Below are 16,345 nucleotides of genomic sequence, written 5' to 3' on the forward strand. Positions count from 1 at the left end.
CAGCGAAGGACCCTCACTGTTTCAGTGAGGGTCCTTCGACTTGTTACATCCTGTCGGGGTGGCGGGATTTGAACCCACGACCTCTTCGTCCCGAATAAGGTCAGAGCAAGATCTCCATCTAGAAGCCGTTGTCTTTCCGGATGTGATCACTGGGTTTCCGCTGGTCGGGAATGGTTTCGGTGTCGTCGTGGGAGCGTTCGGGTGATCAGTTCGTTTCTCGACGATGCGGAGGTGTCCAGTGGCGTCGGTCATGGGGTTGCTGGAGGTGCGGGAGGCCGCCGCCCGGGTGCGGGTGGAGGAGCTCCAGGCGGAAGCGGACCGGGTCCTGGCCGAACTCGCCGCGGCCGAGGGGGTGCTGGAACGCCGGTTGATCGCGAAGGCAGAGTTGGCCGAGGCGCTGGCCGGCCCGGGTGACGCGGCAGACGAGGCCGTGCTGGAGGTGCCGGAGCCGGCGGCTGAGGTGGTGAAGGTCCCGGTCGCGGGGTCGATCGTGCCGCGGCGGCGGGAGGGGGCGACGGCTGAGGTGCTCGCGCCGGATTACCGGCGGATCGTGGAACTGTTGGAGGTCGAACTCCCCGAGGGCAGTGAGGGGTTGATGGCGAAGGAGATGACGGACCGGCTCGGGCTCGAGTTGGTGCCGGCGAAGATCGAGGGGGTGCGGTCGAAGGCGAAGCGGCTGGTCGAGCGTGGCTGGCTGGCCTCCTCGCCGTCGGGCCGGTTCACGCCGCGAGTGCCGTCTGCGCCGGAGGCTGCGTCCTGAGGGTCTGGCCGGCGGCCGTCGTGCGGGCCAGGCGGCGGGCCATGAGCATGCTCGCCGAGAAGTAGATGAACGCCTCGCTGGATGCGGGCAGCGTCTCGTAGTCCCGGGCCAGTCGCCTCGTGCGCAACAACCACCCCAATGTGCGTTCCACCACCCACCGTCTCGGCAGGACCACGAACCCCGTCATGTCGTCACTGCGTTTGACGATCTGCAAGGTGAGCTGCAGTTTCTCCTTCGCCAAGGTGACGAGTCGGCCGGTGTATCCGCCGTCGGCCCAGACCAGGGTGACCTTCCTGAACCGTGCACGCAGCCCGGGCAGCAGGGCCCGGGCGGCCCGGCGATCGGTGACGTCTCCGGCGGTGACCAGGACCATCAGGATGAGGCCGAGGCAGTCGGTGATGACGTGCCGACGCCTGCCGTTGATCTTCTTCCCGCCGTCGTAGCCGCGTGAGGCGGCGGGCACCGAGGCGGCACCCTTGACCGACTGCGAATCGATGATCGCCGCAGTCGGCTCCACCTGCCGGCCCTCGGCCGTACGGACCTTGCCACGCAGCCGGTCGTGCAGTTCCCCGACCAGGCCATTCTCCCGCCACCTGCGGAAGAAGGCATAGACGCGATCCCACGCGGGGAAGTCGGCAGGAACCGAACGCCACTTGATCCCGTTGTCGGTGACGTAGAAGACCGCATCCAACATCTGCCGGTGGCAGTAGCCCTCCGGTTGCCCGCCCCGGCCCTCCAGCCAGGCCGGCACCGGCAGCGCATCCCGCACCACCGTCCACTCCGCATCCGTCATGTCCGACGGATACCGCCGCACCCTGTTCGGACGATCGGCCGCGTTCCCGAACCGGTGAGCGAGGCAATCGCACACCGACACACCCGAGTTGGACGGGACCGGGACCGGCACGCAAGACTGGGACAACAGGACCTCCCTGCACTCGAGTTGGCTTCGCAACCCTCGTGCTGCACCGGAGGTCCTGCTTTCATGCGCCTACCTGGCCAAGATCACCCACCCAGGCACCCTGTTCGACCAGAACCGACCTCATGATCGATAGAAATACGGCTTCTAGCACCCGATAAGTATGTGCAGGTCAGAGCCTTGGTCTGAGTTGGTCTGACTCGGTCCACCCGAGGGTGTTGAGGGGAAGATCTTCTCCCAGATTTCTCCCAGCCTACTGCGACTCTCCCGGCCCCGACCCCAGTGAGGTCGGCAGATTTACAGACCGCGTGCGGTATCGCCGATGACGTGGCCTCCTATATCCCCGAGTGCAGTTTGCCCCATGCGTGCCCCATGGGGCACGCAGCGCTCCACCCGGCCGTCTGGTTGGCCGCTCAGCCTGACGGCGACTGGTTCGGTGACGGCTCCTGAGGGAAGACTTCCCGGGCGTCCCTTGCCATCGAAAGTGGGGAGGGGAACTGTGGGGGCTGCTGGGGGGCCGTACCGGCCTTGGCTGCGTTTGGTAGCCATGGCGGTCGTCACCGCGGTGATCGGAGTACTCGCCGCGCTGTGGGTGTCAGAAGCATGGGCCGGGGTGCTGGGGGCTGCGGTCGCGGCTGTGATGAGCGCCGTTGCCGTCGGCGTCCAGACGGAGTGGCAGAGGCAGACGGAAACAACTCGCCATCGACCCCGTGCGTTGGCTATCCCCCTGCCAGGAGGGCGCTTTCCGCTGGTGCGGAATCTGCATGATCCGGTCGCGGTTGGAGTGCACCCGGCCGAAACGATTGAGCAGGATGGCGTGATCGACCGGGTCCCGGTCTACGTCACGCGCGACATGGAGCCGCACCTGCACGCTGCCCTGCGGCGCGGGGGCTTCATTTTGCTGGTCGGGGAATCCACGGCAGGTAAAACGCGAGCCGCCTTCGAGGCGATTCGCCTCCTGCACCCTGACTACCACCTCGTGGCCCCCTCCACGCGTGAGGCCGTAGAAGTTCTTCTGGACGACTGGGGAGCACTCGACCGATGCGTGGTGTGGCTCGACGACCTCGAACGTTTCCTTGGGCCGGGAGGGCTGACCACCTCCACTCTGCACTGTCTGCTGCTTCAGGACCGGCAGGTGCTAGTCCTGGCCACCATGCGCAGTCACGAATACGACCGTTACCGGGATCGTGTGGAGGCGGAGGTATCCGGGCCTGCGCAAGAAGTCTGGCGGCAGGGCCGAGCCGTACTGAGACAAGCCCAAGTGGTCCACGTCGAGCGGCGATGGACGCATGCCGAGCGCGAACGGGCCCGGGCCGTGACGGCCGATCCCCGGTTGCTCCGCGCACTAGCCGGCGATGAGCGTTTCGGGGTGGCTGAACTGCTGGCAGCAGGCCCGGAATTAGTTGAAGCCTGGCAGCACGCCTGGGTCCCAGGACACCATCCTCGCGGGGCTGCACTGGTTGCAGCGGCTGTCGACGCCCGCCGCGCGGGCTACCACCGTCCTCTGCCCACGGAGATTCTCCAGCAACTCCACGAAGTCTACCTTTCCCGCCGTGGCGGAGTGGAATTGCGTCCCGAGTCGTTCCCGGAGGCGCTGAACTGGGCTTTGACCCCCACAGTGCCTGCAGGCGCGAACAGCCTCCTGCTCGGCGATGCCGAACATGGGTGCCAAGCCTTCGATTACTTAATAGATCTTCCCACGCAGGAGGTCATACCTGAGCAGGTCTGGGTGGCAGCCATGGAAATTGCCCCGCCCTATGAGGCCTACACAATTGCCTTCAACGCGGTGACAGCGGGCCAGCTCCTGCTTGCCATCCCGGCGCTGCGTCGTGCGGCGCAAGCAGGTATCGGTGAAGCCGAGGCAATTTTGTATGAATCGGACGTACCCATGCGCCCCGCCGAGGAAGGGTTGGCCGTCGCCCGACAGAGGATGCAGGGCCTTCGACAAGAGTTCGGTACCGATCACGAAGAGTCCTTGATAGCAGAAAGCATGGTTGCGTTCTTCACCATGCGCTGCGGCCGCTACTCCGAGGCTCGCGGCCTCTACGAGCAAGTGACAGATAGGGCAGCCCTGGCACTAGGGAATAACCATCGCAGTGTTCTGGGTATGAAATTTGGGCTTGCCATCAGCGTATTTGCATCAGGAGCTCATGACGAGGGTCTATCTCTTCTCGAAGCCGGAATACGACAGAGCGCCAGCATGCTGGGGCCGAAAGATATAGCCGTGTTGGACCGACGCAGGGCAGTAGTCCAACTATTGATGGAGGCGGGGCGAAATCACGACGCGCTACAGAGACTCCCCGCCCTGGAAGCCGACTGCGCTCATTTGCCGGACACGCATCCAGTCGCAGTCGGCGTAAGGCATGCGGCAGGTCAACTGCGACAACAGCCGTGAGCAGACAGCAGCAACACGAGGCGCTTATCCCACCAACCAGGGAGACGCAATGCGCGAACCGCTTGCATGGCAACAGAGCTCCTATTCAACCAGCGGAGCGACATGCGTTGAAGTTTGCTGGGCAGTGCCGTTTGTTTGGGTTCGAGATAGTAAGGACGCGACGAGGCCACCTTTGCGGATATCTCTACAGGGCTGGGAACACTTCCGAGAGGCCCTCTACCCTGGTCGTGTATTTAGTTTCCGTAGCGAAACCGCGGGTGGGACCACCCAGAGGCCCTCATAAGGCTTTGCCAATCCTGACCAGCGCAAGGGGCGTGCCCATTGCCCCCACATCGCTACAGCACGCCGTGCAGGGCGTTCTCGGTGAAACCGTCGTCTTCCTCGCGGTTGCCGCGCATCACCTTGGAGCGCCTGGCCCAGCCGCCCTGCTTCTCCGCTACGGCGTCCGGGTTCCTTGGCCTTGAGCGGGGCGCGGGCTTCCTCGGCGACATCCGGCGACAGCTGCAGCTTGCGCCGGCGGCGAGCCGTGACGACGACCCCGGACAGGCGGCGGTCGACGGTCGACGCGGCGAGCAGCTTGCCCGGCACACGGCCGGGCTTGAGCCAGCCAGCACCACTCGACGAACAGCACCAGGATGCCGGACCGGAGGGGACGGCGAGGTCGGGCAGGCCGGAGGCGGCGGTCAACTGCTCCCAGGCCTTCCAGTCGGCGGCGTAGCCGTCGCGGGTCCTCTCCGGCCGGTTGCCCCCTACGTGGCGGGTCGCCGCACGGTCGAACTGGGCGAGGCGGGCCTCGGTGGCGGCGTCGTACCGCCCACCAGCAGGGCCGGTCGGCGGCGCGGCGGGGAGGGCACCTTCTGAGCAGCGGTCATCCGCGCTCAGTCCGGCGCCGGGCGCACTGCGAGACGAGCACGATCCGAAACGCGTGCACCATACCCTCTGTGGTCCGAGGGCCCGCCAGGTCCCGTTTTCCGTAGCACTCTTTGTAGCGTATGGACTGAACACAGGCCTCCGAGAAGCAACGCGCCGGGCCGGAATGTCCCAATAAGTGCGTTCAAGCGGGCTGCGCGCTCAGAACCCCGAGATCAACCAATGATTGGAGGAGGGAGGAGCAACCCGGTGGGTGGGTTATCCAACACGCCAGCGTCGAAACACGGTGGGGTAGCCCACGACCCGACAGATCGCATGTCCACGGTGCCGCCGGAGAACGTCGCATCCCGGAAGGTCACAGCGCCGGCCGAGAACGTCGCGTCCCGGAACGTAAAGATGTCGCCGGAGAACGTCGCACCGGTGAACAATACGGTTCCGCGGAAATCGCAACGCGCGAGGTCGCCGCCGTCGAAAGTAGCGCCGGTGAAGTCAAAGTTGCAGCCCGACCAGGCGGTGTCTGTTCCTGGTTGAAGGTGCTCGCGGATGACTCGGATGATGGTGTGGCGGACTCGTCAGGACGAGGAGTCCCCGCATGACCCCGCCGCCTTGATTGAGGGTTGACCGACCACTAAGCCGGTGTATCCAGCCAGCACACGCGGAGGCCTGTCTGCAACTGCAAGCCCTTCATCAGAACGAATCCACCAAGCGCCGTTGCGGTCGACGAAATCAAGCTCGACCACGTCGATCGGCAGGTCCCGCTCGACGTCAAATCTCGGAGACACCGCGCCCACATGATAGTCGGGGGGGGAAAAAGCTGTGTTGGTCCACCAAAACCTTGGAGTACTTCAGATTTTGTCCCCGGATCACCAGCTGGGAGCACGGCGGCACGCTTGGCAAAGCGACCGCGTAAGAGATGTCCTTAGAGTTTCTCAAGGTGACCCAGAAGATCAGGAAGACGTTCGAGACAGGATCCGGCGATCTGTTCATCACATACAAGCTGTACTCGGCTGGCCGGACCGGAGGTCTCTCCACCCAATAGGAAACTCGAGCCGCCTGTTCTCGCTTCTTTTCCTCAGACGTCTGCTGCGACTGATGCAACTGGTCAGCCGACACGAGAGCCCCGTAAAGGGTTCCCGCTCCTGACGTCAACAACCCAACAATGCCGCCTACAACTGCCACGACAGCGGCAGCCGTAGCCAGCCGTGAATCTCTGCCCCGTTCCCTGGCCCTGCGCCTCGCCTTTCCGGCCCTCTGGCGATTGGAACGGATCGACACTTGCCGCTGCTCGCTTCTTTGACCTCTCCAGCGCATCGCCCCTCCCCGCGAAGGTTGATGCCCACTGGGTCCCAAAACCACGCCAGAATCGGTCACTTGCCGATCCTCCTGCTGTACGAGGAGCCGACCCGGACATCGCGCCACCGCGCCAGTACGGCGCCATCCCCGGCGCCCGCCTCACCCTGGGCGACGAGACCGAAGCCTGCCTCCTGGCCGTCTGGCCTGACGAGCCTTAGCGCCGTCAGCCCTGCGGCTCCGCATGCCGCACGGCCTTCTTGACGGCCTGCTCCACCTCGTACCGCGACATGCCCTAGCGAAGGCCTCCTGTTATGCCTCCCACTAGGCCGCGATCACTGTCGTCCCGGCGAAGGTCATTTCGTCCATGTGTGACGCCTCCCCGACTGGTTGCAGCACCGTATCCGCGCACGCCCAGGCGACAGCCGGAACTGCTCATCCCGTTCCCGCCGTGGCCTCTGAGTAGCGTTCGACGACTCAACTCAGCCATCCGGCAATGGCGTTGGCCAGAGCATCACCACCGTGCTGAACCACGGTTCCCGCCACCAGGGCGGGAAGTGCCTGGGCGATCCCTCGAAGGACGCCGACCTGGGCGTCGGGCGCGGCCAGCGAGGTGTCGACGGTGTCCGCCATGGCACGCAGGACCGCCGCGCTGGCCAGGCCCGCCTCGTTGCGCTCCACCTCGGCGCGGAATGAGGTGAGGAGGTCTCGTACGGCCTCGACATCGACGGCGCCCTGGACAGACGCGGACTGGTACACGTGGGAGATGTTCTGCCCCACGACGTTCTGATTCGGGGCGTTGTTGTTGCCACCGATGCTGATACCCGAGCCCTGTCCCTGCTCCGGATCGGGGCGACGCCGTCCCACCATCATCACTTGCCTCCCTGATTGCCGTTGCTCTGGCCGACCCCGCGAATGTCGCTGCCCGCGACGTTCTGGATGGGTGCGTTGTTGTCGCCGTACACCTGGATGTTCGTGATGACCGCGGCCACCTGGCGCTCGTACGGGGCAGTGTCCACGCCCAGATCGTCGAGATACTCGGCGACGGTCCGAAAGATGCAGGTCTGCATCAACACGACGTGCCTTTTCGCGTCGTCGCTCTGGTGCATGTCGGTGACTTCTTCACTGGAGTATCGATCACGCAGGCTGACCGGATCCTTTTCCTCAGCACGGCCGTCCTCGGCCTGCTCACCGAGCCCAAGCCGCGCCACGAAGCGCCACAACGCGAGGGGGCCCGCAACGGCGTCCAAGAGCGACTGCGTTACCACCCAACCCAGCAGCCGTGTCCCACGCTTGGCGACGGGCGCATCGGTCACCCGCAGCTCGTTGTAAAGGGGCGTCATCACGTGTGGACGCACGGTCAGCCGCAGTTCGCCCGCCTCCAGCGCGGCGTGCACGAAAACACTGACCACGACCTGGCCGTCCCAGCTGACACACTGGGCCCGCAGATACAACCGGTCCGGCACGCTGGACGGTGACCGGCGCCCCCGGCCTCGCAGGTCCGGCAGCTCCAGCTTCTCCGCGCGGGTTCGCCGCAGCCACAGCGCCGACGGCAGACCCTTCACCTCCGTTACGGAGAAGCCAGGCAACGGATCAGTGATCTCCCGGGCTCCGCGCCCCAGCTCCCGCAGCGCCCCGCCCATCCGCCGCAATAGCTCTGCCTCTCCGAACGACTTGACCGACTCCTCTGGGTCCTTCGGCTTCAAAGGGATGTCGATGTCGGCGGGCCCCCACACGTCGCGGCCGGCTCCCACGAAGTACTCGGGCTCGTCGTACGGCAACTCCCGCCTCGTCTGTTCGTTGCCTACGTGTGCCATCCGGCGAGCGCCCTTCGGGGCGGACCATGGCAGCCCATCGGACGACACACCATCCTGGACAAGCCGGGCCAGCGCCACCCGCGCCGCAAGCCTGTCACCAACACACACCAGCGCGGCTCCGACCAGCAGCGCGAACGGCAATGCGAGAAGCCCGATCCGCAGAGCGACGACCTCGCCGCCGACCGGCTCGTACGGAACAACCGCGAGCACCCACGGGATGCACAGCACGAGATACGCCACCCGGGGCGAACTCGCCAGCCGCGACTCTCTTCCCTTGCGCATCGCCCGGTGCGCGGCCCACCGCATCAAGAGAGCCACCAGGGCGACCACTACCCAGACAATGGCCGCCCGCGGTGCCATGTACATCGCGAGAGCAGCCAGGAACAGAACCGCCAAGCGCCGAGCCCACCGACGTCGCCGGGCACGCAAGCTGTGCGCCATCACGGGTACGAGGTCGAATCCGTACGACGGAACAGGCAGCGGCGGCCCATGCAGCACGTGGTCCACCACCCACTGCGCCACAGGCTCGCCCAGCGGCGGGCAGTCGTCACTGCCCTCCAGGTAGATGCGTCTACGGGTGCTGCGTCGAGGCTTGTTCGGCTTCTTGCCCTTGCCCCGAAACTTGCGCCACCACCCCTTGACCGCTTCCACTCGGTCAGGACGCGCGTAGACGGCTAGGCACAGCAGCCTGGTCACCTCAGAAAAGGTTGGGTCCACCTCGTCGGCACGGTCCGCACTTGAGGTCGTGGAGTCGACCTGAATCGGCACCGCAGGCCCCTCGACCATCCCTCCCCCGGCCCGTCCCTGGGCCCGCATCCCCCACCCCAACGCCATGCCGCCCCCGTTCGCCGATCCGGCGGGCATCATCACGGTGAACTCCGAAAACCACCAGATCGCAAACGCGCCAATGCGCTCAACCTCCATGCAGAGAGCAGGGATTGACTGAATTCCGCTCCTTCAGAAGAGCTCGTGCCTGTGCTGCGGCACTGAGGCGCATGGCTCCGGCATGGTTAGCTGACGAGGTTCAGACGGCGTTGACCTGCAGCGGAGCATCTTGGGGCACCCACTGCCGCATCCAGCGTGTCGGATGTAGTCGCCCGGTCACCCCATGTCTTGGCGTTCAGGACAGGGCATTCTCCGTGTCGGGGAGAGTCTGCTTCCGTTCGCACGAATCCCGGAGGCTGCCTGAGCGCTCTTCGGCGCTCTCTTTACGCCAACTGTCGGAGAGACGCCGAGAAACGCCTGCGCCGATAATGCCTGTGTGCTTCGGGGGCCGTTGCGACGGGCGCGTGCGCGTCGACGCCTCGTCCGCGACGGGCTCTTGGCCGCCGTTGGGGCGGGGGCGGTCGGTCTTGCCTTGTGGTTGATGCTGGGTGGGCCAGCTGACGGTGTGGCCGGAGTGGGCGGACTCTTTGTGGGGATTGCCTCGCTGCTCGTCGCTTTGGTCGACTTCTATCGGCAGGATCCGTCCGAGCCGGATCCGATCGCCTACGCTGACGATCTAGCCCGGACTCTCAAGGGTCAGTGGCTGGAGGAGGCCGAGGCCAGGCGGCTGCGTGATCCGGGGGTGCTGTCGCTCACCTGGGCGACCACGACTCGCCCGGTCGCCGATGCACCACGCGGAGTGGGCGGCAGGGTGATGCGGGTACACCTGGGCGGCAGGCTTCAGGGCCGTTTCGACGCGGTGACTAGTGAACTGGCCGCAGGGTACGACCAACTGCCCCAGAGGCGCCTCGTCGTCATCGGTGAGCCCGGCGCAGGCAAGACGGTGCTGGCGATCCTGCTGACGTTGGGCCTCTTGGATGCGCGCCAGCCGCGCGGCCAGGTCCCGGTCGTGTTGCCCGTGTCCACCTGGGATCCGGTGCGCGAACGCCTCGACGACTGGATCGTGCGCACACTCGCCGTCCCCTACTACAACGGTCGCCCAGAGATCCCGCGAGCGCTGCTCACACAAGGCTTGCTACTACCTGTGCTCGACGGCCTGGACGAGATCCCCGAGTCGGCGCGGCGCGGCGCCATTCGCGGCATCAACCATGCCATCGGCGGCGAACGGCCCATCGTAGTCACGTGCCGGGCCACCGAGTACGAGGACTTGATCCGCGGCGGTGCCCCGACCCTGCGTTGGGCACCCGTGGTTGAGGTCTCGCCCGTACCCGCCGAGGACGTCATCGCCTATCTCCAAGACGTTGACTGGCCGCCGACCACCGATTGGACTCCGGTCTTCGCCCACCTGCGCAGGGATCCCGACGGCCTTCTGGCGGGCGCGCTGTCGACCCCGCTCATGGTGACGTCGGCCCGACTCGTGTACCAACGTGGCGGAGACCCCGGGGAGCTCCTGGTTGAGGAGCGATTCGACTGCCGATTCGCCGTGGAGGAACACCTCACCAGCGGTCTGATCGACGCTGCTTATGCGCCCGACCCCGGGCTGCCCGAGGGTCAAGCGCCGCAGACGGGCTGGACGGCCGACCAGGCCCGCAGATGGCTCACTCTTCTTGCCCGCCATCTCCACGATGAGCGCGAACGCGACCTGGCATGGTGGCGGATGAACGCGCGTCTGCTGCCCCGCTGGGCAGGACCGGTGACGGGCATCGCCATCGGGGCCCTGCTGGTCTGTGCCTCTCTGATCTGGATCACCGTCAGCCAGAACATCGCTTCGTACGACAAGGGGACCGCCATCATCGGGTCGCTCTGCGTCGGTGGTGCCTTCGCGCTGTTCAACTCGATCGTCTGGTATGCCTCCACGGCCCGTGCCCCTGGGCGCCTGTCTCTGACGCTGCACGGCTCGGCGGGCCGACTGCTCCGCGGCTTCCGCAGCGGAGCCGCCCTGTCGGCACTCTCCGTGACACCACTGATCATCGGCCTCACCGTCGTCCGCGTTTTCAGCCCCCAAACTCCCGTGTATGGAACCCCCCGGGCGACGGAGCTCTACGCTGAAGGGGCGGGCTTGGTCCTCGCCCTGTCCGTGGTCGCCGGACTGGCCCTTGCTGCGCACAGCTGGCTGGACGCGCCGCCATCTCGAGCCGCACAAGTGAGTCCTCTGAACTCGCTCTCACAGGACCGGCGTTCAGCCCTAGCAGGTGCATTCACCGCCAGCCTCGTGGTCGCCGTGACAGGATTGGCCGGCTGGTACACCGGCCTTCTCGCAGGGGACTTGCTCTACCGGGAACTCACCGGCTGGCAGGGCTGGCCGGGAAAGGGGAATGTCTCGTTGCTGGCCGGTCACCAGTGGGACCAGACGACCGGTAAGTTCAGCAACCGTCTTTCTCTGATCGGTGTAGCTGCACTGCTCCCCGGTATGTTCTTTGGTCTACTCGTCCTGATGGCCCGCGCATGGCCGCACTTCCTGCTGACCCGGATATACCTTGCCGCCCGTGGCAGGCTGCCGTGGCGGCTCATGGCCTTCCTCGCCGACGCCAGGAAGCGGGAGTTGCTGCGGCAGTCAGGGGGGACCTATCAGTTCCGACATATTCGGCTGCAGGAGGCACTGGCCGGCGAGCCGGTGTATGGCGAGGTACAGCGGGCTACCGAACCGGCGAGCGCAACTATACGACGGCGGGCAGTGTTGGCGGTTGGAGGGGCCGTCGCGGTCGCGGCTGTCGTTGGTGCGCGGGGGAGCTATCGGGATGAAAGCGAGGCGGTGTTCGCTACGCCGGGCGAAGTGCCGGTCTATACAGCGGTTTTCGGATCTGAGGGACGCCGGATCGCCTGTGGTGCCGAAGACGGCTCGGTATGGATCTGGAACGGGAGAGGCAAGCGTGGTTCAGGTGACCTGCTGATCCCAAGGCAAAGCGGGTACGCTCCCCCAGACCTCGTCTTTCACCCAGGTACTGGCCACTTGGTCGTGAGCAATGAAAGTGGCGTGGCTGTATGGGACGTGGACGACAGGACGTGGAGCACGATTCTGACCGGTAACAAGGTCGATGCCTCGAAGACGGATCTTGTCGTGCTATTTAGCCGCGAAGGTGAATATCTAGTGGGCCTGTCGTACGGCTTCTACGTGTGGCAGGTGCAGGGTGATCGCTACACACAGGTGGCTCATCCCCGCGACGTTGCCCAGAAACAGATCATCAATTCGATGGTGGCAGTGGATTTCCTTCATGACGGGAGCCTCGCTGTCTTGGACGACGCAAACCGCGTGTGGCAGTACACACCGCCGTCCTTCGCGAAGCAGCCGCGTCTCCTATTGGATGCCGGTCCCGAGGCCGACATCATCGACGCCTCCTGTCCCGACATCGTTGCTGCCCACGCCCAAGACTCGCTTATGGTCCTCGGGCACGATGCCAGACTCTGGCGACGCACGCCGGCAGGCCCATGGCGCCGTAGCCGTGGCCCAGGCATTCCGGGAGACGTATGTACGGTCCGATTCCATCCGACGCGGCCCCTCGTGGCCGCCGTGGGCGAACAGGCGCAGGACATTCTCCTTTGGAGCATCGAGCAAAGCACACCGGACAAACTGGCGACGCTGAGAGGACATAACGACGTGATCGCCACTGCGGACTTCAGCACTGATGGCCATCGACTGGTCACCGCCAGCGGGGATGGCACCGTGCGAGTGTGGAACCTGGTCCCCTTCGGCATCTAGGCCCTGAACCTCGGCCGGACGCAACCCGAGGTTCTCAGCAGGATCGGCCCCTATGATCACGACGCAACCTCGAAGCAGCCAGGCCCAGTTGCCGGTCGTCACATCTTGAGGAAGGCGCATAGGGCGACCTAGACGCCGGTGCCGAGTGCGAGGGCCGGGATGAGCGCGGGCTGCGTGTAGCCCACGTACACCGCCAGGACCGTGGCCAGCCCTGCGGCGGCGAGCCGTACTGCCCCACACCCGGATCATCGGCCTCGCGGCGCGTGCCCGAAACATCTCGGCTCCGACCCAGCAACGACAAGAGCAGATTTACAGCGGGCTCCGCCCACCGCTCATTGCCTGCGGTTCTTCCGGCGCCTGACGCTCCCGGGGACACCTGGGGGAATCGGGGCCTCCTAACCGACGGAGCCGCGCCGTCGAGGCGGCGCGGCTTGCCCCCATCTTCACGCCGATAGCGGCACGTCGCGTCACGCTGGCCGCGGGATGGCCAGCGACACCGTTTGGGTGGGCAATTGGCTGCGCGACTTGAGGCCCCCATTCTGGGGACCGAACGAGCGAGGCTCGAAGAACATGGCCCAAAGTCAAATTCACCAGACTGAGTGTCAGCCCTTTCAGAGGCTCAACCCCAAACGGGCGTCGGTGTACCGTCCGGGTCAAGTCCATAAGGCCACAAACGCGTTAAGTCTCTTGTGTCTTTTCCGAAGAGGGCACCCGCGTCGGCGGCCAGTCGATAGTATTGTTCAGCAATCTCTCTATCTCCGAATCGTTCTCGAATCCGCGCCAATTCGAGCAACGAATAGTCATCGCCATGGCCAGCAGCCTGCCCATATAGATGTTCGGCACTTCTCAAGTCCCCAGCCGTCTGCCGCATGTTCGCCAGCCGCCTTAGCGCCAGAAGGTCTCCCGCCAAAGCGGCCCGCCGGGCCAGGGAATCCGCGCTTTCCCGGTTGCCGGCGCCCTCCCGCATTTCAGCCAAGTCACGCATGGGCTCTGTGACTCCGACAGCGGCTGCACGGTCAGCCAACCCCTCGGCTCCCTGTCGGTCGCCAGCACGCTCCCGCTTTCGTACTATGTCGCGTAGGGCGTAGCCGTCGCCTGCATTAGCGGCACGGTGGGCAAGCGATTCAGCTCCGTTGGGGTCTCCCTCGCGCTCCAGTTTCCGCGCAAGATCACTAAGGGCAAAGGGATTTCCTGCATTAGCGGCCTCTTGCCTCAAGGCATTGGCACTCGCCCGATCCCCTGCCTTTTCTCGCATGTGAGCGAGCCAGCACAGCACAGATGTGTTACCAGCTTTAGCAGCGCTGCGCGCGGCCGCCTCAGCTCCCTCTCGGTCTCCCTCGCGGTCCCGCAATTTAGTCAAGTCGCTGAGCGCACGTACGCCAGCGCTCCGATAGAGGACGTCGGCACCCGCTATATCTCCCGCTTGCTCCCGGCGGCGCGCCTGAAGAATAATTTCGGTAGGGTTTGCGACACCTGCGGCTGGGCGCCGTATCGTGCGACTTCGGGACAGGTTTCGTTTCTGCTCTGCTGCCTTGGCCGCATGCTCCAGGTGGTGAGCCCACTGCAAGCGGAACCGGCTCTTCGCAGCTTCCATGAGATTCTTAAGTTCATCGACCCTGGTGACGTGCGTATAGGCTGCGTCCCAGAACGACGCTGGCGGACATAACCGTCGGCGCATGGCGCGCCCGTGTTGCTCCAGGTAGTCGGCAAGCCGGAACATGGGACCAGCCGCAGAGCCCGGAGATCCGGATGCTGTCCGTTGGCTGGGCGACCTCCGCTTAGGGCGCGAACCGGTGCGATTCAAGGGCGCTTGCTTGCCATGAACAGGCCGTGCGAGTTCCGCAAAAGCTGCCTCTGCCCAGTCCTCGGTGAGCTGCTCAAAGTCATGCTCACTGAAGTAATCGATGGCGGCGTCGATGAGAAATGCCTGTGGCAAAGAAAGACCTAGACCAAGGCGGCGTGCGTCCATCGCCACTTCCAGCACAGCCTTTGCCGCCGGAGTACTGCTTTCAAAGCGCAAAAGCAACTCGGGGGCGCCCGCGAGATCCTGCGTGACGCGTCCGTCGACCGCAGCACGCGTAAGTGAGCCAGCCAACAACTGGTCGCCCTTTTCAGCAAGATCTGCCGCCCTGCGCAATGCAGCGTGGTCAAAATGTTCGGGAACGACGAGAGTGCGCCCGGCGAGCAGTTCCCGCGCCCGGCTGTGCGGGTCGGGGCCGCCAGGATATTCAGGGAGGGCGGTGTACTGGCGGTGATACTCAGGCCAAAGCGTCCCCAGGATGAGAACTGGTTGGCATCTGGCGTCTGTGAGCAAGCTATGCAGGCCAGCCGCGATACGTTCACCAAGCTGCAGATGCCCAAGATAGTGCTGAACCTCGTTGAGCCAGACGACGGTGTACGGTCGAACCCGCTCGAGGTCATCGAGCGCGGCCTCGGCTCGCGTGGGATCGAAAGGATGCCACAGCCGCCATCCGTCATCCGCGAGTGCCTGAATCGCTTCCCAGCATGCTCTGGTTTTGCCGGTCGAGGATGTCCCCACCAGAACCGTCATGCGGCTGTGTCCAGCCCGCACATCCTCCACTACATGAGCCAGAGCCTCGTCATGAGCACGTGCGACATAGCCGGGAAGTACCCGCCGACCAGAGTCTGCCCCCTGCCCAGGAGCAGCACCTGCAGGGTGAACTTCGAGATCGTGCGGGTCCCATTCCCTGACTGGCCGACCTAGCACGCCGGCCTCCTTGCCGAGACCAGGCCCACCCTCAGCAGCCACCCGCCGCAGCTGCAATAGCGGCTCGACCGGCAGCCCCAACGCCCGAGCCAGGGAAGCAACGGTCTCTGCCGACGGAGGAGCAGCTGCATCCGATCGAAGCGCCTCATGGATCGTCGTGCGGCTCACCCCTGATCGGGCAGCCAGCTGCGTCTTTGTCAGTCCTGAGCTTGCGAGTGCGTCTGTCAACTTGTTGCGCAGCGCTTGGCACGCAGTACCCTGCTCGCTGGGTAGGCGATCATCCACGCATCTTCCCCTGACCGTGTGTCCGTCGATGTTCATCTTCATCCGGGCGGAACCCGACGCACACCTTTTCCTGAACCTTCAGGACGCGTAAGCAGCCACACAACCAAGGAGCTGTCGTGTTCCGTCCTGTCCTTGTACTCCTCAGCGCCACCATGGTGGTTCTCACGGCGCTGCTGGTATCAGCGGCTGCGGGCATGCTCGCCCGTCTCGATGGCGCCAGCTATCCCGCCGCCCTCTCTCGCGCCGCAGTCACTTTCGCCGGAGTGCTGACTCTCGCAGCAGTCGTCACGTCTGCGCTGGCACCAATGTTCTCCTGAGCGGCTTGCTGACAAGCACCCAAGGGCCCCGCCACTCGGCGGGGCCCTTTCTCTTGGCATTCAGAGCCCGAGAACCAAGGTCACAGCAAGATCAAGTCGCTCAGTTTCGATTCCACTCGAAAGATCGCCTCAGGGCACGAAGGGCACCAGCTCCGCTCAGCGGTTTCCGCAGTTCGGGGGCTCCCTCGGCGGGGCTACGCCAGGACTCGACCCTGGGAAGGCTGCGCCGGCAGATGGGACCGCAAAGAGGACCACGAAGAAGGCGGCAAGACGCCGCGCCGGGCGCGCAGCGCCTAGGAGTTGTCTTCAAATGTCACGCCCACATCAGCAGCGATGCGAGGGTGACGGCTGCTTGGTAGGACTCGGCGGTCTTGTCGTAGCGGGT

Annotated in this window: 10 protein-coding genes and 1 pseudogene; 4 read left to right on the forward strand and 7 right to left on the reverse strand. The window is 65.1% G+C overall.

Going from position 1 to position 16,345, the window contains the following annotated elements:
- Positions 1-238: 238 nt before the first annotated feature.
- The gene (locus tag ABZ880_RS53940) at positions 239-760 is read left to right on the forward strand and encodes a hypothetical protein (protein ID WP_361279252.1); all 522 of its coding nucleotides are present in this window, start codon (positions 239-241) and stop codon (positions 758-760) included.
- On the opposite strand, the gene ABZ880_RS53945 is transcribed toward ABZ880_RS53940, so the two are convergent.
- On the reverse strand, positions 720-1,553 hold the full coding sequence (locus ABZ880_RS53945) for an IS5 family transposase (protein WP_361279255.1): 834 nt from the start codon (positions 1,551-1,553) through the stop codon (positions 720-722). The two genes, ABZ880_RS53940 and ABZ880_RS53945, sit on opposite strands and share 41 nt — an antisense overlap.
- A 670-nt stretch (positions 1,554-2,223) precedes the next feature.
- On the opposite strand from ABZ880_RS53945, the gene ABZ880_RS53950 reads away from it, so the two are divergent.
- Positions 2,224-4,071, forward strand: coding sequence for a hypothetical protein (locus ABZ880_RS53950; RefSeq protein WP_361279257.1), 1,848 nt, complete (start codon positions 2,224-2,226; stop codon positions 4,069-4,071).
- Between the two features lie 49 nt (positions 4,072-4,120).
- The gene (locus ABZ880_RS53955) at positions 4,121-4,354 is read left to right on the forward strand and encodes a DUF397 domain-containing protein (protein WP_361279260.1); all 234 of its coding nucleotides are present in this window, start codon (positions 4,121-4,123) and stop codon (positions 4,352-4,354) included.
- 52 nt (positions 4,355-4,406) lie between these two features.
- On the opposite strand, the gene ABZ880_RS53960 is transcribed toward ABZ880_RS53955, so the two are convergent.
- From ABZ880_RS53960 to ABZ880_RS53975, 4 genes are all read right to left on the reverse strand, one after another.
- Entirely contained in the window at positions 4,407-4,562 is a 156-nt protein-coding gene (locus tag ABZ880_RS53960) for a hypothetical protein (protein WP_361279262.1), read from the reverse strand.
- A gap of 594 nt (positions 4,563-5,156) precedes the next feature.
- Positions 5,157-5,498, reverse strand: coding sequence for a pentapeptide repeat-containing protein (locus ABZ880_RS53965; RefSeq protein ID WP_361279270.1), 342 nt, complete (start codon positions 5,496-5,498; stop codon positions 5,157-5,159).
- Between the two features lie 1,210 nt (positions 5,499-6,708).
- Positions 6,709-7,104 carry a hypothetical protein gene (locus ABZ880_RS53970; RefSeq protein ID WP_361279264.1) on the reverse strand — a complete coding sequence of 132 codons (396 nt, stop codon included), beginning with the start codon at positions 7,102-7,104 and terminating at the stop codon, positions 6,709-6,711.
- Positions 7,104-8,972: a hypothetical protein gene (locus ABZ880_RS53975; protein WP_361279266.1), complete on the reverse strand. Its 1,869-nt coding sequence runs from the start codon at positions 8,970-8,972 to the stop codon at positions 7,104-7,106. Before ABZ880_RS53975 ends, ABZ880_RS53970 begins: the two co-directional genes overlap by 1 nt.
- A 475-nt stretch (positions 8,973-9,447) precedes the next feature.
- On the opposite strand from ABZ880_RS53975, the gene ABZ880_RS53980 reads away from it, so the two are divergent.
- A complete protein-coding gene (locus tag ABZ880_RS53980) occupies positions 9,448-12,630 on the forward strand; it encodes an NACHT domain-containing protein (protein ID WP_361279268.1) in 3,183 nt (1,060 codons plus the stop codon).
- A 619-nt stretch (positions 12,631-13,249) separates the two neighbouring features.
- Here the strand turns inward: ABZ880_RS53980 and ABZ880_RS53985 are convergent.
- The gene (locus tag ABZ880_RS53985; RefSeq protein WP_361279272.1) at positions 13,250-15,181 is read right to left on the reverse strand and encodes a hypothetical protein; all 1,932 of its coding nucleotides are present in this window, start codon (positions 15,179-15,181) and stop codon (positions 13,250-13,252) included.
- A 249-nt stretch (positions 15,182-15,430) separates the two neighbouring features.
- Positions 15,431-15,685, reverse strand: a pseudogene (locus tag ABZ880_RS53990) (helix-turn-helix transcriptional regulator); the annotation flags it as partial.
- Positions 15,686-16,345 lie beyond the last annotated feature (660 nt).

The sequence above is a fragment of the Streptomyces sp. NPDC047043 genome (assembly GCF_040644055.1).
In the GTDB taxonomy this organism is placed as follows: Bacteria; Actinomycetota; Actinomycetes; order Streptomycetales; family Streptomycetaceae; genus Streptomyces.